The organism is Kitasatospora sp. NPDC054939, from assembly GCF_053610105.1.
Map to the genome: position 1 here is coordinate 15,257 of NZ_JBSGXP010000088.1, position 19,744 is coordinate 35,000.

The following is a 19,744-nucleotide window of genomic DNA, read 5'->3' on the forward strand; positions in this document are numbered from 1 at the left end:
GCCCCGATGACCCCGGCCGCCTCCCGTTACGTGGTCGCCAGCGACCTCGACCGCACACTGATCTACTCCAACCGCGCCCTCGCCCTCGACGTGCCCGACCGGCTGGCCCCGCGGCTGCTCTCGGTCGAGGTCCACGACGGCAAGGCGCTGTCCTTCATGACCGAGCAGGCCGCCGAACTGCTCGTCGAACTCGCCCGCGAGGCCGTCCTCGTCCCCGCCACCACCCGCACCCGCACCCAGTACGAGCGGGTCAACCTGCCCGGCCCGACGCCCGGTTGGGTCCCCCCGTACGCGATCTGCAGCAACGGCGGGCAGTTGCTCGTCAACGGCGTCCCGGACGCCGACTGGCGCAGCGAGGTCACCGGCCGGCTCGCCGCCGCCTCCGCCCCGCTGCAGGAGGTCGTCGAGCACCTCGCCCTCACCGCCGACCCCGAGTGGACCCACAAGCGCCGGGTCGCCGACGACCTCTTCGCCTACCTGGTCGTCGAGCGCGCCGAGCTGCCCGCCGGCTGGCTGGACGAGCTGACCGGCTGGTGCACCGAACGCGGCTGGAACGTCTCCCTCCAGGGCCGCAAGGTCTACGCCGTGCCCGCCCCGCTCAGCAAGAGCGGCGCCCTCGCCGAGGTCGAGCGGCGGATCGGCGGCGCCACCGTCCTCTCCGCCGGCGACTCCCTGCTCGACGCCGACCTGCTGCTCGCCGCCGACGCCGCCTGGCGCCCCGGCCACGGCGAACTCGCCGACCGCGGCTGGACGGCCCCCGGCGTCACCGCCCTCGACGAGGTGGGCGTGGCGGCGGGCGAGGAGATCGTCCGGCAGTTCCTGGCCCGGGTGCGCTCCGGGGCGCCCGCGGACGCACCGGCGGTGCCCGCCCCGTAGGCGGTCCGGCCACCGCAGTGCCGCGGGGGCGTCGCGGGGGCACCTCGGCGGTGCTGCCCGCGGCGCCTCCGAGGCGTCTCACTGGCGCCTCAGTGGTGGTGGGCCGCCGCGCCGTGCTGCTGCGGGGGCTTCGGGGTGCCCGCCTGCTGCCCGGGCTCCACCACCGCGAACTGCCCCATCATGCCCGCGTCCTCGTGGTACAGCAGATGGCAGTGGTACATGTACGGCGTGTCCGGGTCGGCCGGCCCGTCGAAGCGCAGCGCCAGCTTCACCGTCGTCCCCGAGGGCACGAACACGGTGTCCTTCGGCCCGCGCAACTGCGGGGGCGGCTGCTCGCCGTTCACCTCCAGGATCCTGAACTGCACGTCGTGCACGTGGAAGTTGTGCGGCATGCCGTTGTCGTTGCGCACCACCCAGGTCTCCGCCGTGCCCCGCACCACCGCCGCGTCGATCCGGTCCATCGCCATCTTCCGGCCGTTGATCCCCGACATCCGCAGCTCGAAGGCCCGCTCGCGCACCGAGTCCGCCCCGGTGGGCAGTTCGGAGCCCGCCGTCAGCCGCACCGGCAGCCGCGCGGACGGCCGAAGGCTGTCGGCGGCCCGCAACTGCAGGACGTCGAACGAGTCGTCGCCCCCGCTGAACCGCTGGTTCCAGAAGTCCTGCCCCGCCTCGACCGGGAAGCTGCGCAGCACCGTCCGCTCACCCGGCGCCATCCGGACCACGACCTCCGCCCGCTCGCCCGGCGAGAGCTGGATTCGGTCCGTCCCGTACGGGCTCTCCAGCAGGCCCCCGTCCGTGCCCACCAGCGCGAAGGAACGCCCGTCGGAGAAGCCGAAGTTGTAGACCCGTGCGGTCGAGGCGTTCAACAACCGCAGCCGGACCGCCTCGTCGCGGACCGTACGGAACGGCTCCAGGGTGCCGTTCACCATCGTCCGGTCGCCGAGGAACCCGACGCTCTGCATCAGCCCCAGCCCGTGGTCGAACGCCGCACCGTCGAACCGGACGTCCTGGACGATCACCGGCAGGTCGTCCACCCCGTACGTACGGGGCAGGCCCTCCACCGCCCGCTGCTCCGCGTCGTCGAGCAGGAACATCCCCGCCAGCCCGCGCTGCACGTGCCGCTCCGTCGCCCCGTGCGGGTGCGGGTGGTACCAGAGCGTCGCGGCCGGCTGGTCGACCGTCCACTCCGGCGTCCACTCACCGCCCGGCGCCACCATCTGGTGCGGCCCGCCGTCCATCCGGGCCGGCAGGTGCATCCCGTGCCAGTGCACCGTGGACGCCTCCGGCAGCGTGTTGCGGACCCGCACCCGCACCCGCTCGCCCCGGACCGCCCGCAGCGTCGGACCCAGGTAGCTGCCGTTGAACCCCCAGGTCGGCGTCGGCGCACCGGCCTTGAACGCCGTCTCCCCGGCCTGCATCGTCAGGTCGAACACCCGCGTACCGTCCGGCTCCGTCACCGCGTCCGCGAGCGGCGGCACCGCCAGCTCGGTCCGGAAGTCCACCGCGCCGACCGTCGACACCCGCGCCTCGGTGTACAGCCAGGTGACACCGCCGCCGAGCAGCACGGCCAGCGCCGCGGCGACCGCCCCGAGCACCTTCAGGACCCGGCGGGTCCGGCGCCCGCGCAGGAAGCGGGGGAGGGGGAGTGGCCGGCGTGGGCCGCGTGCCCCCAGGAGGCGCGTACGGGAGAGGAGTTGGCGTATCGGCATGCCGACGACGCTAGGTTCGCGGGCCACCCCCGGACATCCGGGAACGGCCCGCGCCCGACCCCGACCCGGCCCCGGGACGGGTCGGGGTTCGGGGGCGGCCGGGCTCGGGGTTCCGGAGCTCAGAGGGGGCGGGGTTGCAGAGCTTCGGCGGGTCGGGGGCGGGGCTCCGGCGGGCGGGGTCCCGGAGCTCCGGAGGGTCGGGGCGGGGCTCCGAGGTGTGGTCGGGGTCCGGTCGGGTGCGCGGCTCAGCCGCAGCAGCCGCCCCCGCAGCAGCCACCGCCACCACCGGACGGCGCCTGCGGACGGGTCGCACCCTCGGCCGCACCGGTGACCGCGACGGCCGACAGCAGCTTCACGGTGTCCTCGTGCCCCTCCGGGCAGACCGCGGGGTCGTTGGCCTGCGCCATGGCGCGGCGGAGTTCGAACGTGGCGCCGCAGGTGCGGCAGCGGAAGTCGTAGCGAGGCATACCCCGCAGCGTACCCGCGGACCGCCCGCCCGATCCCGCACCGATGCTCCTCTCCCTCGCTCCCCGCCGCCGCTCCCCCTCGCCGTCGCTCCTCCGAGGGGCTCTGCTCTCCCGAAGCACCCCGCTCGGCGGGGCCGTCCTCAGTGGTGCCCGCCGAGGTCCTCCCGGATCAGCTCCACCACCTGCGCCGCCGTCTCCCGGACGGACGACAGCTCGCCCAGGAAGTGCCAGTAGTCCGGATGCCGGCCGCCCTCCTCCACCTGCGCCACCGCCCGGTCCAGCCGGGCCACCGCCGCATCCAGCGGCGCCGCGTGCCGGGGGTCCGGGGCCGTCCGCCCCGACATCGCCAGCCGCTGGGCGTCCCGCAGGGCGAAGCGCGTCCGCTCGACCTCGCGCTGCGGATCGTGCTGCACCTCGTTCAGCTGCCGCAGCCGCTCGTTCACCGCGACCACCGACCCGTCCGCCGCGTCCAGCAGCGCCCGCACCGTACCGATCGCACCCGTCGCATCCGCCCAGCGCTGCTCGTTGCGGGCCTGCGCCGCCTCCGCCAGCTTCTGCTCCGCCGCCCGGCGGGTCTCCGCCACCTGGTCCGGCACCCGCTGCAGGTCCTGCCAGCACGACGTACTGAACCGCCGCCGCAACTCGCTCAGGGCCGGCTCCACCGTCGTCGCCTTCGTCTCCAGCGCCTGGATCCGGGTCCGCAGACTCGCCACCCGCCGATCCAGCTCCCGCGCCCGCTCCGGCAGCTGCCCCGCGTCGGCCGCCACCGCGTCCGCCCGCTGCGCCACCCGCTCGGCCCGCTGCAGCGTCCCCGCCACCCCGTGCCGGGCCGCGCCCTCGTTCAGCTTCGCCAGCTCGGGCGCCAGCTCCGCCAGCCGCGCCGCCAGCTCGTCCGCCCGCAGCCCCGCCCCGCGCGCCGCCTCCAGCGCCTCCGTCGCCGCCAGCAGCGAGCGCTTCGCCCCCTCCACCGCCGGGGTCACCCGCATCAGCTGCGACTCCGCCCGCTGCACCACCGGCTGCAACCGCTGCAGGAACTCGTCCAGCTCCCGCCGCGCCGCCCCCAGCTGCCCGGTCACGTCCTCCAGCTTGCGCCGCGCCTGCGCCGCCGCGCCGGACTCCAGCTCCTCCGCGTCCAGATCATGCGCATCCAGCGCCGCCAGATAGTTCACACTCACCTGGTCGACCCGGCCCGAGATCGCCCGGAAGTCCGCCAGCGCCCGCTCCGCCGCCGGCCCCTCCTCTGCGGCCCGCACCGTCTCCACCGCCAGCAGCACCTCGCGCTGCGTCGAGTCCAGCTCGTAGAACGCCTGCTGCGCCGCATCCCGCGCCGCCTTCGCGTCCGCCCGCTGACCCTCCCCGCGCCGCCACCAGCTGCCGCGTCCCCCGCCGAGCCCCCCGAGCCCGCCCATCGCCGACACCCCCGTCGCCCCGTACACCCCGACCACCACCAGCGGCAGCAACAGCGCCTCGACCGCCGCACGTCCCGGCCGCCCGCATCGCCCGCTCCCGCCGGCCACCCTCACGCCACGCTCCCTGCTCCGACCACCGCGCCACCACTCCCGCCCATTCTTGCCGATCACCCCCGCCGACCGGCACCCCGCCACCACACCCCCCACCCGTCCACTCCCCGACCACCTGCGCCACACCACCCCCGGGACCAGGTACCCTAGGCTGTCGTCGTGCCTCAAGCAGGCCACGGCCAGGGGCGCGTAGCTCAGCGGTAGAGCGCCGCTCTTACAAAGCGGATGTCGGCGGTTCGAAACCGTCCGCGCCCACCAGGACGTACGCCCCGGACCGAATGCGGTCCGGGGCGTACGGCGTTTCCGGCGGGGCCGGGGTCCGGGTGCGGGAGCGGGGGTGGCGGTGCGGCGGGCACCCTGGTGGACGGGCGTCACCGGCTGAGCGGTGCCGACGGGCGGGGTGCCGGGAGCTGTGTTTGTGTGGGCCCAAACCGTCCAGGAGAGGTGGTCCACCGTGACGATGCCCCCGTTCGGATCGAACGATCCGTTCTCCGACCTGCTGAGCCGGTTCTTCGGGATGAGCCCCACGGCCTCCCCGCCCGCCGTGCAGCGGGTGCCGATCGGGAGGCTGCTGAGCGAGTCCTCGCAGGAGCTGCTCTCGCTCGCCGCGCAGCGGGCGGCCGAGGACGGGGGCAGCGATCTCGACACCGCGCACCTGTTGTGGGCGGCCACCCGGGTGGACCCCTCGCGGCGGATGCTGGAACGGGCCGGGGTGGATCCGCAGCGGCTGGCCGACGACCTGAGCAAGGCGCTGCCGCCCGGCGACCACGCGCTGGGGGGTGGCGCACCCGCGTTGACGCCGGCCGCGAAGCGGGCGCTGCTGGCCGCGCACGCCCGTTCGCAGGCGGCCGGGGCCTCGTACATCGGGCCGGAGCACATTCTCGGTGCGCTGGTGGACGAGGAGCGTTCGGGTGCGGGGACGGCGCTGAGCGGGGCGGCGCCCTCGCAGGACGCACTGCGCTCGGTGCTGGACGGCCGGGGGGCGGGCGGCCGAGGCGTGGGTAGCCGGGGCGCGGGCAGCCGCGGGCCGGCCGGGGAGCGCGGCGGTGCGGGGGCGTCCCCGAGTGCCACGCCGACGCTGGACGAGTACGGCCGCGACCTGACCGAGGAGGCCCGGGCCGGGCGGTTGGACCCGGTGGTGGGCCGGGCCGAGGAGATCGAGCAGACGGTGGAGATCCTGTCCCGCCGGACGAAGAACAACCCGGTGCTGATCGGTGAACCGGGGGTCGGCAAGACGGCGATCGTGGAGGGTCTGGCGCAGCGGATCGTCTCCGGGGACGTGCCGAGCAGCCTGAAGGACAAGCGCGTGGTGACCCTCGACCTGACGGCGCTGGTGGCGGGGTCGAAGTACCGGGGGGAGTTCGAGGAACGGCTGAAGTCGGTGATCGACGAGGTCACGGCGGCCGAGCAGAGCGTCGTCCTGTTCCTGGACGAGCTGCACACCGTGGTGGGCGCGGGAGGCGGCGGCGAGGGGTCGATGGATGCCGGCAACATCCTCAAACCGGCGTTGGCCCGGGGCGAGTTGAGCGTCGTCGGGGCGACCACGCTGGACGAGTACCGCCGGTACGTGGAGAAGGACGCCGCACTGGAGCGCCGCTTCCAGCCGGTCCTGGTGCCGGAGCCGTCCGTGGCGGAGACCGTGCAGATCCTGCAGGGGCTGCGCGACGCGTACGAGGCGCACCACCAGGTCCGCTTCGCCGACGGGGCGTTGGACGCGGCGGCGACGCTGTCCGACCGGTACGTCAGCGACCGCTTCCTTCCGGACAAGGCGATCGACCTGCTCGACCAGGCGGGTGCGCGGGTCCGGCTGCGCAGCCTGGGCAGTTCCACCGAGGCGGTGTCGGTGCAGGACCGCATCACCAAGCTGCGCCGCGAGCTGGAGGAGGCGGTGGCGGACGAGGAGTTCGTGCGCGCGGCCAATCTGAAGACCGAACTGCGGCAGACCGAGGACGAGTTGGCGGCCGTCGGGGAGGGCCGTGAGGGGGTGGTGGCGGTCACCGCGGACGACATCGCGCAGGTGCTGTCCGGCCGGACGGGCATCCCGGTGGCGGAGTTGAACGCCACCGAGCGAGAACGGCTGCTCCGGCTGGAGGAGGACCTGCACGAGCGGGTGATCGGCCAGGACCGGGCGGTCACCGCGGTCGCCCAGGCGGTGCGGCGCGGGCGGGCGGGGATGGGCGACCCGGAGCGGCCCACCGGCTCGTTCCTCTTCCTCGGGCCGACCGGGGTGGGCAAGACCGAGCTGGCGAAGGCGCTGGCGGCGCTGCTGTTCGGCGACCCGGACCGGATGGTCCGCTTCGACATGAGCGAGTTCCAGGAGAAGCACACCGTCTCCCGGCTGGTGGGTTCGCCGCCCGGGTACGTCGGCTACGAGGAGGCCGGGCAGCTGACCGAGGCGGTGCGCCGCCGGCCGTACAGCGTGCTGCTCTTCGACGAGGTGGAGAAGGCGCACCCGGACGTGTTCAACCTGCTGCTGCAGGTGCTGGACGACGGACGGCTGACGGACTCGCAGGGGCGGACGGTCGACTTCCGCAACACCGTCGTCATCATGACCAGCAACATCGGCTCGCAGCGGATCCTCGACCACGCCGGGGACGTCGACGGGATCAGGGACGACCTGATGCGGGACCTGCGGGCGCAGTTCCGGCCGGAGTTCCTCAACCGGATCGACGAGGTGATCGTCTTCCACGCGCTCACCCGGGAGGACCTGGTCTCGGTGGTCGACCTGCTGCTGGAGCGCAGCCGGCGCCGGCTGCGGGCGCAGGACGTCGGGCTGGAGGTGACGTCCGCGGCGAAGGAGTGGCTGGTCGACCGCGGGCACCAGCCGGAGTTCGGGGCCCGGCCGCTGCGCCGGACGATCCAGCAGGAGCTGGACAACCGGGTCTCCAACCTGCTGCTGGACGGCACGGTGCGGGAGGGGGACACGCTGGTCGCGGACCTGGCCGACGGCGAGCTGGCGGTGACCGTGACCCGGCCGGAGTCGGAGCAGGAGTTGTCGGACACGCTTTAGGCGGCGGGTACGCGGACGCCCCGGCCGGGAGTGCCCCGGCCGGGGCGTCCGTCGGGCCCGGGCGTCCGCACGGGCGCGGGCGCCGCGCGTCCGTACCGGCCCGGCCGCTGCGCGTCAGGCGGCCGGGAACACCGGTCGCAGCAGCGGATCGGGCAGGCCGCGGGGGCGCCATTCGCGCGGGTAGCCGAGTGAGACCTCCTGGAAGCGCACGCCGTCGTACTCGGTGACCCGGGGGATGTGCAGATGCCCGTAGACCATCGCCGCGGTGTTGAAGCGGCGGTGCCAGTCGGCGGTGAGCTCGGTGCCGCACCACTGCGCGAACTCGGGGTACCTGAGGATGTCCATCGGCTGCCGGACCAGCGGGTAGTGGTTGACCAGGACCAGCGGCAGGTCGGGGTCGTGGGCGGCGAGCCGCTGCTCGGTGAGCCGGACGCGGTCGCGGCACCAGGAGTCGCGGTCGGGGTACGGGTCGGGGTGCAGCAGGTGTTCGTCGGTGCAGACGATGCCGCTGCTGTACGCCGCCGCCAGCGACTCCTCCTTGGTGGTGGTGCCGGGGGCGCGGAAGGTGTAGTCGTACAGCAGGAAGAGCGGGGCGACGGCGACCGGTCCGCCGGTGCCCTCCCAGACGGGGTACGGGTCCTCGGGGGTGGTGATGCCGAGGCTGCGGCAGAGTTCGACCAGGTAGCTGTAGCGGGCGACGCCGCGCAGTTGGACCGGGTCCTCGGGGTGGGTCCACAGTTCGTGGTTGCCGGGGGCCCAGATGACGCGGGTGAACCGTCCGGCGAGCAGGGCGAGGGTCCGTTCGATGGTGTCGGTGCGCTCGGCGACGTCGCCGGCGACGATCAACCAGTCGTCGGGGTGGCCGGGTTCGAGCTTCTCGACCAGTTCGCGGTTCTCCCGGTAGGAGACGTGCAGGTCGCTGACGGCGAGCAGGCGGCCCGCCCCTTCCGGTCCTCGGGTCGTCGTCATGGTCGGCCTCGGTCCCCCGTCCTTCGCATGTGTCGGTCCACTCCGGCTTCTGGCGCCACAGTACGGGGGCGGGGCGGCTGCGTGCGCGGGATCGGCCGATCGGGGGCGACCGATCGGGGGTGGTGGGCGGCGGGCGCCGTGGTGCGGGAGGGGCGGTGGGCCGCCGGCGGCCGGGTGCGGCAAGGGTGGTGGACGGACGACCTCTTGACAACTCGTCATGTCCGCGCCAGCTTTGGTGCACCCCCACGACGAGAGGTCTCTCATGAAGAAGCCGCTCATAGGCACGCTGGCCGCACTCCTGTTCACCGGGGCCACCGCCCTGGCAGGGGCCGCCCCCGCGGCAGCCGCCACAACCTCCCCCGCCCCCGCCGTCGCCGCGCCCTCCGTTCAGGAGGCCCCGGCCGAGACCGCCGGTGCGGCAGCCGCCGTGAACTTCGCCGGCACGGTGGCACTCAGCAACTGCTCCGGCTCGCTGGTCCGCCTGCCGGGCTCGGCCGCGGGCGACCCCGCACTGATCCTCTCCAACGGCCACTGCATCGAGACCGGCATGCCCGGCCCGGGCGAGGTGCTGGTCAACAAGGCCTCCAGCCGCACCTTCTCGCTGCTCAACGCCTCCGGCGGCAAGGTCGCCACGCTCCAGGCGAACAAGCTGGTCTACGGCACGATGACCGACACCGATGTGGCGCTGTACCAGCTGAACACCACCTACTCGGCCATCCAGTCGCGGTACGGGATCGCCCCGCTCACCGTCTCCGCGAGCCACCCGGTGGCCGGGACCGCGATCAAGGTGGTCTCCGGTTACTGGAAGCGGATCTACTCCTGCTCGGTCGACGGCTTCGTGTACCGGCTCAAGGAGGGGAGCTGGACCTGGAAGGACTCGCTCCGCTACACCTCCGCCTGCAACACCATCGGCGGCACCTCCGGCTCGCCGGTCGTCGACGCCTCCACCGGGCAGGTCGTGGCCGTGAACAACACGGGCAACGAGAGCGGGCAGTCCTGCACCGTGAACAACCCGTGCGAGGTCGACCAGAACGGCAAGGTGACGGTCCGCAAGGGCATCAACTACGCCCAGCAGACCTACACCATCCCCGCCTGCTTCGCGGTCGGCAACCGGCTCGACCTGACCCGGGCCGGCTGCACCCTGCCGCGCCCCTGATCCGCGCCGGCGTGACCCCCGCACCACCTATGAACCACCGCTGAAGCGCCACCCCTGAACCGCCACCGCACCGCCCCGAACCACCCCGGTGGGCCGCCCGCGAACCGCGGGTGGCCCACTCGGCCGTCCCCCGGCGGCCGAGCCGCGGGCCGCACCACCCTTGGAAACCGCTGAAACGATGGAGAGTCGATGCCCACCAGGCTCAGAAGACTGCTGACCGCGGCGCTGCTGGTACCCCTGCTCGCGTTCGGTCTCGCGACCCCGGCGTTCGCCGGACCGCAGGCCGCCGCGCCCGCCGACATCAAGGACCGGCTCGCGGCGATCCCCGGGATGGCCGTCACCGAGGAGAAGCCGACCACCACCGGCCACCGCTACTTCCTGCTCACCTACACCCAGCCGGTCGACCACTTCCGGCCGTGGCTCGGCACCTTCCAGCAGCGGCTGAGCGTGCTGCACAAGGCCGAGGACCGTCCGACCGTCTTCTACACCAACGGCTACACGCTCGGCACCACGCCCTCGCGCACCGAGCCCACCCGGCTGGTCGACGGCAACCAGGTCTCCATCGAGTACCGCTACTTCACGCCGTCGCGTCCGGAGCCGGCCGACTGGTCCAAGGCGGGCATCCGCCAGGCCGCCGCGGACTCGCACCGGATCATCACGGCGCTCAAGCGGATCTACGGGCAGGAGTGGATCTCCACCGGCGCCAGCAAGGGCGGCATGTCCTCGGTCTACCACCGCCGCTTCTACCCGGACGACGTGGCCGCCACCGTCTCGTACGTGGCGCCGAACGACGCCGACAACCGCGAGGACTCGCGCTACAGCACCTTCTTCCGGAACGTCGGCACCGCGGAGTGCCGGGCCGCGCTGAGCGCCGCGCAGCGTGAACTCCTGCTCCGCCGCGACCGGTTGGTGCCCCGCTACACCGCCGACAACGCCGCCGCCGGATCCACCTTCAGCACGGTGGGCAGCGCCGACCGCGGCTTCGAGGCCGGGGTGCTGGACGTGGTCTGGGCGTTCTGGCAGTACAGCACCGAGGAGGACTGCGCGAACGTCCCGGCGGCCACCGCCACCGACGACGCGCTGTACGGCTGGTTCGACACCCACTCGGGCGTCACCAGCAACAGCGACCAGTCGCTCGCCCGCTACACGGCGTACTACTACCAGGCGGCCACCGAACTGGGCGCCCCGAGCTTCGACGTGGCGCACCTGAAGGGCGTGCTGCGCTACGACTACGCGGAGCTGTACTCGCCGCGCGCCCTGGTGCCCGCCTCGATCCGCACCCGATTCGACCCCGCCGCGATGCGCGACATCGACCGCTGGGTGAAGCGCTCCGGCGAGCGGATCATGTTCGTCTACGGGCAGAACGACCCGTGGGGCGCCGAGCCGTTCGAGCTCGGGTGGGGCAGCGAGGACAGCTACGTCTACACCGCGCCCAAGGCGAACCACGGCGCGAAGATCGGCTCGCTCACGGCGGACGAGTCGGCCGCCGCGACCGCCAAGCTGCTGGAGTGGGCGGGCCTCGGCGAATCCGACGCCGCGCGCTCCTTCGGCCGGGGCCACCAGATCCCGCCGTTCGGCGAGTTGGACGCGGAGGGGCTGCGCCTGGAGCGCGAGCACCGCTTCTAGCAGTTCCCGTGCCGGCCGGAGGGCCGGTACCGAGGCTGCCGGAGAGGGCCGCCCGTCGATCGTCGACGGGCGGCCCCGCCGTTCCGGCGCCGTTCCGAGCCCCCGGACCCCCGGACAGACCCGTGCGTGCCGCTCCGCGCCGCGCCCCCGGGACGCCGCCGCGCGCCCCGCGCGAGACCGCGGGACCGCGCGCCGCCCCCGCGCCCGGCGGCCCCGCGTGCGCCGCGGGCGGGGCTCCCCGAAGGGCTGAATCTCTGCTTCAATGCTTTGCATGGCCTACCGCCGCACCCCCGCCGTGCAAGCCCGCCTCGACGCCCAGCGCGAGGCCGTGCTGCACGCCGCCGTGGGGCTGCTCGCCGAACGCGGCTACCGGGGCTGTTCGATGGCCGCCGTGGCGGACCGCGCCGGGATCGCCACCGGCAGCCTCTACCAGCACTTCGCCAACAAGGCCGAGCTGTCGGTCGAGCTCTTCCGCCGGGTGGTCACCCGGGAGATCGCGGCGGTGACCGAGGCCGTCGCCCGCCGGGACTCCCCGCAGCAGCGGATCGCCGCCGTCGTCGAGACCTTCGCCGGCCGCGCCCTGCGCGCCCCCCGGCTGGCGTACGCCCTGCTGGTCGAGCCCGCCGATGCCGTCGTGGACGCCGAACGCCTGGTGTTCCGGCTGGCGTTCCGCGACGTGATCGCCGCCGAGATCGCCGCCGCCGTCGCGGCCGGGCAGCTCCCCGAGCAGGATCCGGAGCTGACCGCCGCCGCCCTGGTCGGCGCGGTCGGCGAGGCCCTCGCCGGGCCGCTCGCGGCCGCGCCCGCCGCCGAGCGCGCCCGCACCGCCGCCGCCGCGGCCACCACCGCCGCCACGGCCACCGCGACCACCACTGCCGCCGCCACCACCACTGCCAACGTGGCACCCGATACCACCGGGACACCCCCGGCCGCTCCACGGGACAACCCGCCCGAGGTCGTCCCCGCCCTGGTCTCCTTCACCCTGCGTGCCCTGGGAGGACGCGATGACAGCGACGCATGAGGTCACCAACCAGGTGCCCCTGCCGTACGGTCAGGACACCGCCGCCGACCCGGCCCTGCTCGCCGCCCTGCACCGGGCCGGCGCCGGCTGGGCCGAACCCGAACTGCACGAGCTCGGCCGCCTCGCCGGCTCCGAACTCGCCGCCGAGTGGGGCCGGTTGGCCAACGAGAACCCGCCCGTACTGCGGACCCATGACCGCTTCGGCCACCGCATCGACGAGGTGGAGTTCCACCCGTACTGGCACGAGCTGATGCGCACCGCCGTCGGTCACGGGCTGCACGCCGCCCCCTGGCGCGACGGCCGGCCCGGCGCGCACAGTGCGCGGGCCGCGAAGTTCTACGTCTGGGGCCAGGTCGAGGCGGGCCACACCTGCCCGATCTCGATGACCTACGCCGCCGTGCCCGCCCTGCGCGCCACCCCGGAACTGGCCCGGGAGTTCGAGCCGCTGCTGGCCTCCACCGAGTACGACTTCGGGCTGCGCGAGCCGCACACCAAGCGCGGACTGATCGCCGGCATGTCGATGACCGAGAAGCAGGGCGGCTCGGACGTCCGCACCAACACCACCACCGCCACCCCGCAGCCGGACGGCAGCTACCGGCTCACCGGCCACAAGTGGTTCACCTCCGCGCCGATGTCCGACCTGTTCCTGACGCTCGCGCAGGCGCCGGGCGGGCTCAGCTGCTTCGTCCTGCCGCGGATCCTGCCGGACGGCAGCCGAAACCGCCTGCACCTCCAGCGGCTCAAGGACAAGCTCGGCAACAAGTCCAACGCCTCCGCCGAGATCGAGTACGACGGCGCGGTCGGGCTGCTGGTCGGCGAGGAGGGCCGCGGCGTGCCGACCATCATCGAGATGGTCAACATGACCCGCCTGGACTGCACCATCGGCGCGGCCTCCGGGATGCGGCTGGGCGCCACCCGGGCCGTCCACCACGCCGTGCACCGGCGGGCGTTCGGCGCGGCGCTGGTCGACCAGCCGCTGATGCGCAACGTCCTCGCCGACCTGGTGGTGGAGTCCGAGGCCGCCACCACCGTCGCCATGCGGCTCGCCCAGGCCACCGACCGAGCGCTGGCCGGGGACGAAACCGACGCGCTGGTACGGCGGTTGGGGCTCGCCGTCGCCAAGTACTGGGTCTGCAAGCGCGGTCCTGCGCACGCCGCCGAGGCGCTGGAGTGCCTGGGCGGCAACGGCTACGTCGAGGAGTCCGGCATGCCCCGGCTCTACCGCGAGGCGCCGCTGGTGTCGATCTGGGAGGGCTCCGGCAACGTCGCCGCCCTGGACGCCCTGCGGGCCATGGCGCGCCGGCCGGAGACCGTGGACGCCTTCCTCGGCGAACTCGACGCCGCCGCGGGCGCCGACCGCCGTCTCGACGCCGCCGTCGCGGACCTCCGCAAGCAGCTCGGCGACCGGGACGACCTGGAGTACCGCACCCGCCGGCTGGTGGAGCGGATGGCGCTGACCCTCCAGGGCGCCCTGCTGGTCCGGTACGGCTCCCCGGCCGTCGCCGACGCCTTCTGCGCCTCCCGGCTCGGCGGCGACCACGGCGCGGCCTTCGGCACCCTGCCGTCCGGCGCCGACACCGGGGCGATCATCGACCGGGCCCGCCCGGTGCCGGCGTGAGGCCACCCGCCGACGAGGCGGCCGGGGTCCGTGCCTTCTGGCAGGGCCTCGGCCTGCCCGGCCTCGTCGACGTGCACACCCACTTCATGCCGCAGAACGTCCTCGACAAGGTGTGGGCGTACTTCGACGCGGCCGGCCCGCTGGTCGGCCGCCCCTGGCCGATCACCTACCGCCAGGCGGAGGCGGAACGCGTCGCGCGGCTGCGGGAGTTCGGCGTCCGGGCGTTCACCGCGATGCTCTACCCGCACCGGCCCGGTATGGCCGCCTGGCTCAACGGCTGGGCCGCCGGCTTCGCCGCCCGCACCCCCGACTGCCTGCACACCGCGACCTTCTTCCCCGAGCCCGGGGCGGCGGCCTACGTCCGGCAGGCCCTGGAGGCGGGCGCCCGGGTCTTCAAGGCGCACCTCCAGGTCGGAGGCTACGATCCTGCCGACCCCCTGCTCGACGAGGTCTGGGGGCAACTCGCCGCGAGCGGCACCCCGGTGGTGGTGCACTGCGGGTCCGGCCCGGTGCCCGGCAAGCACACCGGGCCGGGGCCGATCGGCGCCGTGCTGGCCCGGCACCCCCGGCTGACCCTGGTCGTCGCCCACCTCGGACTGCCCGAGTACGCCGACTTCCTGGACCTGGTGGAGCTGCGGCCCAACGTCCACCTGGACACCACGATGGCCTTCACCGCCTTCACCGAACGGGACTGGCCCTTCCCGGCGGCCGCGCTGCCGCGGCTGGCGGCGGCGCGCGAGCGGGTGCTGCTCGGCAGCGACTTCCCGAACATCCCGTACCCGTACCTGCACCAGCTGGAGGTGCTGGCCGGGCTCGGCCTGGGGGAGGAGTGGCTGCGGGCGGTCTGCCACGACAACGCGGCCCGGCTGTTCGGCCTCACCGCCGACGGGCCGGGCGCAATCGACGACGCACCGGGCAGGACCGGGGGAGCAGGCGGCATTACCTGAGGGGTAATCGACCCCTCACCGGCCTCCGGGCAGAGTGGAGTCATCAGGCCGGGGCGGCCACGAAGCCCCGGACCGCACCCCCACCGCACCCGGAGGTCGATCCGCCATGTCCGCCAACACCTTCGCCGCCGCCGGCACCGCCACCGCCACCGCCCCGAAGACCCCCGCGACGACCGTGCTGCGCCGCCTGCTCGCCCTCGACGCCGTGGTCACCGGCGGCAACGGCCTCGCCTACGCGGCGTTCTCCGGCGCGCTCGGCGACCTGCTCGGGGTCGGTGCCGGTGCCCTGCTGGAGATCGGCCTCTTCCTGCTCGTGTACGGCCTCGCGGTCGGGGTGCTGGCCGCGCGCCGGAAGCCGCCGGTGCTCGCCGTGCAGGCCGTGATCGACGCCAACCTGGTCTGGCCGGTGCTCAGCATCGTCGCGATGGAGGTGTGGCTGTCGCCGACCACCGCCGGGTTCGTCTGGATCCCGCTGCAGGCGGCCACCGTGCTGGGCTTCGCGGTGCTGCAGTTCCTGGCCCTGCGCAGGGTCCGGGCCGGGCTGTCGGGCCGTACCGCCTGAAAGGTCGCGGCGCCGCCACCCAGCGGCTTGCCGGCACCGCTACCCGGCGGTCGGCACGGCCGCCTGCAGGAACGCCACCGTCTCCGGGTCGGCCGGGAGGAACGTCTCCATGGCCAGCTCGGAGACGGTCACGTCCATGGGCGTGTTGAAGGTGGCGATGGTGGAGAGGAAGGACAGCACCCGCCCCTGGTACGCCACCCGCATCGGCAGCGCGAAGGGGAACAGCTCGGTGTCGTCCGCCCCGGGGTCCGCCGCGGCCGGGGTCTCCGGCGCGGGGTACGCGCTGACCTCCTCGTACAGCGCGCGCAGCGACTCGGAGCGGACCAGCGCGATCTGGCGCTCCATCTGCTCCAGCAGGTGCCGGCGCCACTTCGGCAGGTTGACGATGCGCGGGGCCAGGCCCTCCGGGTGGAGGGTGATCCGCATGGCGTTGAGCGGCGGCTCCAGGAGGTGCGGGGCGACCCCGTCCAGCAGCAGTGCGATGCTGCGGTTGGTGGCCAGCACCCGGTAGGTGCCGTCGACCACGATCGCCGGGTACGGGTCGTGGGCGAGCAGCAGCCGCTCCAGCCCGGCGCGCAGCGAGTCCATCGCCGGGTCCTCCAGGGGCGTTTCGGCGTACTGCGGGGCGTAGCCGGCGGCGAGCAGCAGCGCGTTGCGCTCCCGGACGGGGACGTCCAGGTGCTCGGCGAGCCGGAGCACCATCTCCTGGCTGGGCCGGGAGCGGCCGGTCTCGATGAAGCTGATGTGCCGGGCGGAGGAGTCGGCCTGCAGGGCGAGTTGGAGCTGGCTCAGCTGCCGCCGCTCGCGCCAGCCGCGCAGCAGGACCCCCACGCCCGCCGCCGCCGTCGTCCCGGTGTCGATCCCCGTCGTCGTCATGGACGAGACGGTACCGGTGGTCAGGCCCCGGTGGTGGAACCGGGGCGGACGACCATGAGCACGGTGACGACGGCCCAGAGCAGGTTGAACACCCCGGCGGTCATCGGCAGCGTCTTCAGGCCCTTCAGAGCCGCGGCCCGGGTCGGCCGGGCGGTGTCGACCGCGGAGCCGCCGGTGGTGCCGCCGGCCGCAGCGCCGTCGGCCTCCGGCTCCAGCGCGTCGACGGCGGCCTGCTGCGCGGGCAGGACGAAGAGCAGCAGGCAGAGCGCCGCCAGGACGGTCAGCACCATCGAGACGATCAGCCAGGTGTCGCCGAGGATGTCCATCACCTGCGCGACGCCGATGCCCAGGATCGGGACGGCCAGGCCCAGCAGCGCGTAGACCTGGGTGATCCGGTGCAGCAGCCGCAGCATCGCGGTGTCGGCGGTCTGCTCGGGCCCGCCGGTGAGGGCCGCCCGGGCCCGGCGCGGGAACATGCTGACGGTCACCGCGACGGGGCCGATGAACAGCACCGCGGCGAGGACGTGCAGGCTGAGCAGGAACTTGGCCATGGCTGACGGGCACCCTTTGTCCGTACGGGGGCTGCCCGGCCGGGCAGCCGGGGCGCCGGGTTCCGACGCCCCGAGCAAGCTAGCACCGCTTATCCGGCGCTCCCCGGGCCGGGTCGCGAGCGTTCGGGCCCCCGCCGGTCGCCGCTCGCCGCGGGCCCCGGTTCAGCCGCCGAGCGGTACCAGGCGGGGCGGTTCGGCGGCGACCGCGGCGAGCACGGCGCCCTCGGCCGGACCCGTCGCGCCCTCGGTCCAGTCGAGCAGGTGCAGGTCGAGGTAGCGGCTGTGCAGGGCCTCGCCGGGCGGGACGTCGAGCGGCAGTGCGGACAGGTCGGTACGGGCCAGGGTGTCCAGGGCGGCCCGGCCGATCTTGATCAGGGCCTCCTTGCGCACCCACTGGCGCAGGAACGCCCGGCCGGGCTCGGGGTGCGCCTCGACCAGCCGGAGTTCCGCCGGGGTGAGCACCCGCTGGAGCACCTCGGGCACGCTGCCGCGGCCGGCCAGCTCGACGTCCACCCCGATCGGTCCCGGCCCGGCCGCGGCGGCGACCACGCCCCGGGTGTGCGAGAGGCTGACGTGCACCTCCGGGTGGTCGGGGAGGAACGGCCGCCCGTGGTCGCTGCGCCCGCAGTCGGGGCACTCCTGGGCGAGTACGATCCGGTCGGCCGGGAGGCCGAGCAGCCGCCCGGCGCAGAGCCGGACGAGGATGTGGGCGGCCAGGTAGTCCGTGCGCGCCGCCTCGATGCGGAACGCCGCGGCGCGGCCCCGCTCGGCCTCGGTGAGCAGGTGCTCGCCCGCCTCCGGGTGCCGCAGGACGTCGGCGCCGGCCGAGAGGGTGACGAGCGGGGAGCCGGAGCCCGGGTGCTGCTGGGAAGTCATGTCCCCAACCTAGAGCCTGCTCGGGGTGGCCCGTGCCGGAGCCCTGCCGCTCGGGGAGCCGTCCGCCGGCCGCTCGGCCGACTGCCGTCGAACCGGTCGGCCGTTCGAATGATCTTCCGACGATGACAAGTCATCCGTTTCGAGCGGATGGTTCCCTATGGTGTGGGATGTCCTGAATTGAGCGGATCATCCACCCTGTGGCAGTGATCGTGCGACCTGCCCCCCTTCCCGCGTACGGAGGATTGTGTCGATGAGTCAGGGCACCGGCGAGCCGGTCCAGAGAGCCACCGCCGACCGAAGGATCCCCCCGGCGCGTCGGCGCCGCAGCACCGCCCGGGTGGCGGTGGCCGCCGCCGTTGCCGTCCTGCCGATGGCGGCCGTGCTCAGCATCGGGTCGGCCGCGCCGCTCGCCCCGCCGCTGGGCCCCTGCTCGGGCGACGACTGCCCCAACACCTGGCTGCCGCCGCACAACGGGGCCTTCCAGGGTCGGGACGCCACCATCAACGTCTTCACCGGCGGCGACTACACGGTCAACGGCCGGGCGGCCGAGGCCGAGGGCAAGGTGGTCGCGCTCGGCAACCTCACCATCGACAAGGACATCGCGGGCGGCGCCGGCGGCTCGTACAACATGGCCGTGGTCGGCGTCGGCTCCCGGGTCGTCCCGCCGGACGGCACCGACTTCGTGACGGCCGGCGGCAGCATCGACGTGAAGACCGGCAACACGCTCATCACCGGCGGCAGCGACCTCAACCTGGTGACCGCCTTCGGCGACATCAAGTACGGCGGCACGCTCACCGGGGCCACCGACATCGCGCCGACCGGCCGGGCGATCCAGGACCCGGCCGCCGGGGCGCCCTACCGGTCGGTGCTCGACACCATCGTCGACACCTCGACCTGCATCGCCGCCGCGGCGGCCACCGGCACCGTGGTGGTGACCAACTCCGAGGCGACCTTCACCGGCGACGGCCGCAGCGCGAAGCAGGTCTTCAACGTCACCCAGGACCTCGGTACGGCGAGCCGGCAGATCGGCCTGGTCTTCGCCGGCATCCCCAGCGGTGCGACCGTGCTCGTCAACGTGCTCAAGGACGACGCGATCATCAACACCTACACCGGCACCGGCCTCGCGGGGGACCCGACCACCGAGCTGCGCTCCAGGCTGATGTGGAACTTCCCGACCGCGAGCTCGGTACGGCTGCTCGGCGGCGCCCAGTTCCAGGGCTCGGTGATGGCCGGCAACACCGCCGGCACCACCACCATCGCCATGCCCGGGCTGAACGGCCGCGTCTACCTGGCGGGCAACCTGATCCACACCGGCACCGGCGGGTACGAGATCCACAGCTACCCGTTCGACGGGGACCTCCCGGACTGCGCGACCACCCCGAGCCCGACCGCCACCACCACCTCGGGCTCGCCGACCTCCTCGCCCACCACGCCGACGTCCTCACCGACCACGCCGACCTCTTCGCCCACCACGCCGACGTCCTCACCGACCACGCCGACCTCTTCGCCGACGTCCCCGACCTCGTCGCCGACCAGGCCGACGTCCTCACCCACCAGGCCCACGTCCTCGCCGACCAAGCCGACCTCGTCGCCGACCAAGCCCACGTCCTCGCCGACCAAGCCGACGGTGAAGCCGACGTCCCCCACCGCGACCCCGACGTCCCCCACCGCGACACCGGCCTCGCCCTCGGGCTCGCCGACCAGGCCGACCGACCGGCCGACCTCGCACTCCGGCCACCCGACCGGCCACCACCCGGGCCACAGCTCCTCCGCCGGCGGCAGTGAGCTGCCCTCCACCGGCGCGGGCAACGGGCCCGTCGTCCTCGGCCTGGCCGGGGTCGGCGTGCTGGCCCTCGGCGGCCTCGCCGTCCTGGTCGCCCGCCGGCGCGGACGCCACAGCTAGCGCTCGACCCCTCGCGCCGTCCGACAACACGCGGAGGCCGCCCGGCAGCCGGCCGGG

At 74.3% G+C, this 19,744-nt stretch carries 16 protein-coding genes and 1 tRNA gene; 10 read left to right on the forward strand and 7 right to left on the reverse strand.

Annotated elements, in window-relative coordinates:
* The first annotated feature begins 6 nt into the window (after positions 1-6).
* Positions 7-876 carry an HAD family hydrolase gene (locus tag ACWGB8_RS23705; protein WP_452215566.1) on the forward strand — a complete coding sequence of 290 codons (870 nt, stop codon included), beginning with the start codon at positions 7-9 and terminating at the stop codon, positions 874-876.
* A gap of 89 nt (positions 877-965) precedes the next feature.
* Here ACWGB8_RS23705 and ACWGB8_RS23710 read toward each other — a convergent pair whose 3' ends face one another.
* The 3 genes from ACWGB8_RS23710 to ACWGB8_RS23720 form a co-directional block, all read right to left on the reverse strand.
* The gene (locus tag ACWGB8_RS23710; protein ID WP_452215567.1) at positions 966-2,585 is read right to left on the reverse strand and encodes a multicopper oxidase family protein; all 1,620 of its coding nucleotides are present in this window, start codon (positions 2,583-2,585) and stop codon (positions 966-968) included.
* A 245-nt stretch (positions 2,586-2,830) separates the two neighbouring features.
* On the reverse strand, positions 2,831-3,052 hold the full coding sequence (locus ACWGB8_RS23715) for an FmdB family zinc ribbon protein (RefSeq protein ID WP_452215568.1): 222 nt from the start codon (positions 3,050-3,052) through the stop codon (positions 2,831-2,833).
* A 140-nt stretch (positions 3,053-3,192) separates the two neighbouring features.
* Entirely contained in the window at positions 3,193-4,461 is a 1,269-nt protein-coding gene (locus ACWGB8_RS23720) for a hypothetical protein (RefSeq protein WP_452215580.1), read from the reverse strand.
* A gap of 294 nt (positions 4,462-4,755) precedes the next feature.
* Between ACWGB8_RS23720 and ACWGB8_RS23725 the strand changes: the two genes are divergently transcribed.
* Both ACWGB8_RS23725 and ACWGB8_RS23730 read left to right on the forward strand, forming a co-directional pair.
* A tRNA-Val gene (locus ACWGB8_RS23725) sits at positions 4,756-4,830 on the forward strand.
* 202 nt (positions 4,831-5,032) lie between these two features.
* A complete protein-coding gene (locus ACWGB8_RS23730) occupies positions 5,033-7,582 on the forward strand; it encodes an ATP-dependent Clp protease ATP-binding subunit (RefSeq protein WP_452215581.1) in 2,550 nt (849 codons plus the stop codon).
* Positions 7,583-7,696: 114 nt separating this feature from the next.
* Here the strand turns inward: ACWGB8_RS23730 and ACWGB8_RS23735 are convergent, their stop codons facing one another.
* On the reverse strand, positions 7,697-8,551 hold the full coding sequence (locus tag ACWGB8_RS23735; protein ID WP_452215569.1) for a metallophosphoesterase family protein: 855 nt from the start codon (positions 8,549-8,551) through the stop codon (positions 7,697-7,699).
* Positions 8,552-8,813: 262 nt separating this feature from the next.
* On the opposite strand from ACWGB8_RS23735, the gene ACWGB8_RS23740 reads away from it, so the two are divergent.
* The 6 genes from ACWGB8_RS23740 to ACWGB8_RS23765 all read left to right on the forward strand — a co-directional run bounded on the left by ACWGB8_RS23740 (position 8,814) and on the right by ACWGB8_RS23765 (position 15,481).
* Complete coding sequence (locus ACWGB8_RS23740) at positions 8,814-9,707, forward strand: S1 family peptidase (protein WP_452215570.1); 894 nt, start codon at positions 8,814-8,816, stop codon at positions 9,705-9,707.
* 189 nt (positions 9,708-9,896) lie between these two features.
* Positions 9,897-11,333 (forward strand): S28 family serine protease, encoded by a 1,437-nt coding sequence (locus tag ACWGB8_RS23745; protein WP_452215571.1) that lies wholly within the window; start codon positions 9,897-9,899, stop codon positions 11,331-11,333.
* A 271-nt stretch (positions 11,334-11,604) separates the two neighbouring features.
* Positions 11,605-12,354 (forward strand): TetR/AcrR family transcriptional regulator, encoded by a 750-nt coding sequence (locus ACWGB8_RS23750; protein WP_452215572.1) that lies wholly within the window; start codon positions 11,605-11,607, stop codon positions 12,352-12,354.
* Positions 12,338-13,972 carry an acyl-CoA dehydrogenase family protein gene (locus ACWGB8_RS23755; protein ID WP_452215573.1) on the forward strand — a complete coding sequence of 545 codons (1,635 nt, stop codon included), beginning with the start codon at positions 12,338-12,340 and terminating at the stop codon, positions 13,970-13,972. The genes ACWGB8_RS23750 and ACWGB8_RS23755 overlap by 17 nt, the downstream gene beginning before the upstream one ends.
* Positions 13,969-14,919, forward strand: coding sequence for an amidohydrolase family protein (locus ACWGB8_RS23760; protein ID WP_452215574.1), 951 nt, complete (start codon positions 13,969-13,971; stop codon positions 14,917-14,919). Before ACWGB8_RS23755 ends, ACWGB8_RS23760 begins: the two co-directional genes overlap by 4 nt.
* Before the next feature lie 106 nt (positions 14,920-15,025).
* Positions 15,026-15,481, forward strand: coding sequence for a hypothetical protein (locus ACWGB8_RS23765; protein WP_452215575.1), 456 nt, complete (start codon positions 15,026-15,028; stop codon positions 15,479-15,481).
* 39 nt (positions 15,482-15,520) lie between these two features.
* Here the strand turns inward: ACWGB8_RS23765 and ACWGB8_RS23770 are convergent, their stop codons facing one another.
* The 3 genes from ACWGB8_RS23770 to ACWGB8_RS23780 all read right to left on the reverse strand — a co-directional run bounded on the left by ACWGB8_RS23770 (position 15,521) and on the right by ACWGB8_RS23780 (position 17,784).
* Positions 15,521-16,357, reverse strand: a complete 837-nt coding sequence (locus ACWGB8_RS23770) for a helix-turn-helix domain-containing protein (protein ID WP_452215576.1) — start codon at positions 16,355-16,357, stop codon at positions 15,521-15,523.
* A gap of 20 nt (positions 16,358-16,377) precedes the next feature.
* Positions 16,378-16,908 (reverse strand): hypothetical protein, encoded by a 531-nt coding sequence (locus ACWGB8_RS23775; protein ID WP_452215577.1) that lies wholly within the window; start codon positions 16,906-16,908, stop codon positions 16,378-16,380.
* Positions 16,909-17,070: 162 nt separating this feature from the next.
* On the reverse strand, positions 17,071-17,784 hold the full coding sequence (locus ACWGB8_RS23780) for a 4'-phosphopantetheinyl transferase family protein (RefSeq protein ID WP_452215578.1): 714 nt from the start codon (positions 17,782-17,784) through the stop codon (positions 17,071-17,073).
* 250 nt (positions 17,785-18,034) lie between these two features.
* Between ACWGB8_RS23780 and ACWGB8_RS23785 the strand changes: the two genes are divergently transcribed.
* Positions 18,035-19,687 (forward strand): choice-of-anchor A family protein, encoded by a 1,653-nt coding sequence (locus tag ACWGB8_RS23785; RefSeq protein ID WP_452215579.1) that lies wholly within the window; start codon positions 18,035-18,037, stop codon positions 19,685-19,687.
* Positions 19,688-19,744: the final 57 nt, after the last annotated feature.

What these genes read in the sequence shown, in the direction of transcription:
- ACWGB8_RS23745 (WP_452215571.1), top strand. Translation starts at nt 9,897, where the DNA reads ATGCCCACCAGGCTCAGAAGACTGCTGACCGCGGCGCTGCTGGTACCC.
- ACWGB8_RS23740 (WP_452215570.1), top strand. Translation starts at nt 8,814, where the DNA reads ATGAAGAAGCCGCTCATAGGCACGCTGGCCGCACTCCTGTTCACCGGG.
- ACWGB8_RS23785 (WP_452215579.1), top strand. Translation starts at nt 18,035, where the DNA reads ATGAGTCAGGGCACCGGCGAGCCGGTCCAGAGAGCCACCGCCGACCGA.
- ACWGB8_RS23710 (WP_452215567.1), bottom strand. Translation starts at nt 2,585, where the DNA reads ATGCCGATACGCCAACTCCTCTCCCGTACGCGCCTCCTGGGGGCACGC.
- ACWGB8_RS23730 (WP_452215581.1), top strand. Translation starts at nt 5,033, where the DNA reads ATGCCCCCGTTCGGATCGAACGATCCGTTCTCCGACCTGCTGAGCCGG.
- ACWGB8_RS23715 (WP_452215568.1), bottom strand. Translation starts at nt 3,052, where the DNA reads ATGCCTCGCTACGACTTCCGCTGCCGCACCTGCGGCGCCACGTTCGAA.
- ACWGB8_RS23720 (WP_452215580.1), bottom strand. Translation starts at nt 4,461, where the DNA reads ATGGGCGGGCTCGGGGGGCTCGGCGGGGGACGCGGCAGCTGGTGGCGG.
- ACWGB8_RS23770 (WP_452215576.1), bottom strand. Translation starts at nt 16,357, where the DNA reads ATGACGACGACGGGGATCGACACCGGGACGACGGCGGCGGCGGGCGTG.
- ACWGB8_RS23755 (WP_452215573.1), top strand. Translation starts at nt 12,338, where the DNA reads ATGACAGCGACGCATGAGGTCACCAACCAGGTGCCCCTGCCGTACGGT.
- ACWGB8_RS23735 (WP_452215569.1), bottom strand. Translation starts at nt 8,551, where the DNA reads ATGACGACGACCCGAGGACCGGAAGGGGCGGGCCGCCTGCTCGCCGTC.
- ACWGB8_RS23705 (WP_452215566.1), top strand. Translation starts at nt 7, where the DNA reads ATGACCCCGGCCGCCTCCCGTTACGTGGTCGCCAGCGACCTCGACCGC.
- ACWGB8_RS23765 (WP_452215575.1), top strand. Translation starts at nt 15,026, where the DNA reads ATGTCCGCCAACACCTTCGCCGCCGCCGGCACCGCCACCGCCACCGCC.
- ACWGB8_RS23775 (WP_452215577.1), bottom strand. Translation starts at nt 16,908, where the DNA reads ATGGCCAAGTTCCTGCTCAGCCTGCACGTCCTCGCCGCGGTGCTGTTC.
- ACWGB8_RS23780 (WP_452215578.1), bottom strand. Translation starts at nt 17,784, where the DNA reads ATGACTTCCCAGCAGCACCCGGGCTCCGGCTCCCCGCTCGTCACCCTC.
- ACWGB8_RS23750 (WP_452215572.1), top strand. Translation starts at nt 11,605, where the DNA reads ATGGCCTACCGCCGCACCCCCGCCGTGCAAGCCCGCCTCGACGCCCAG.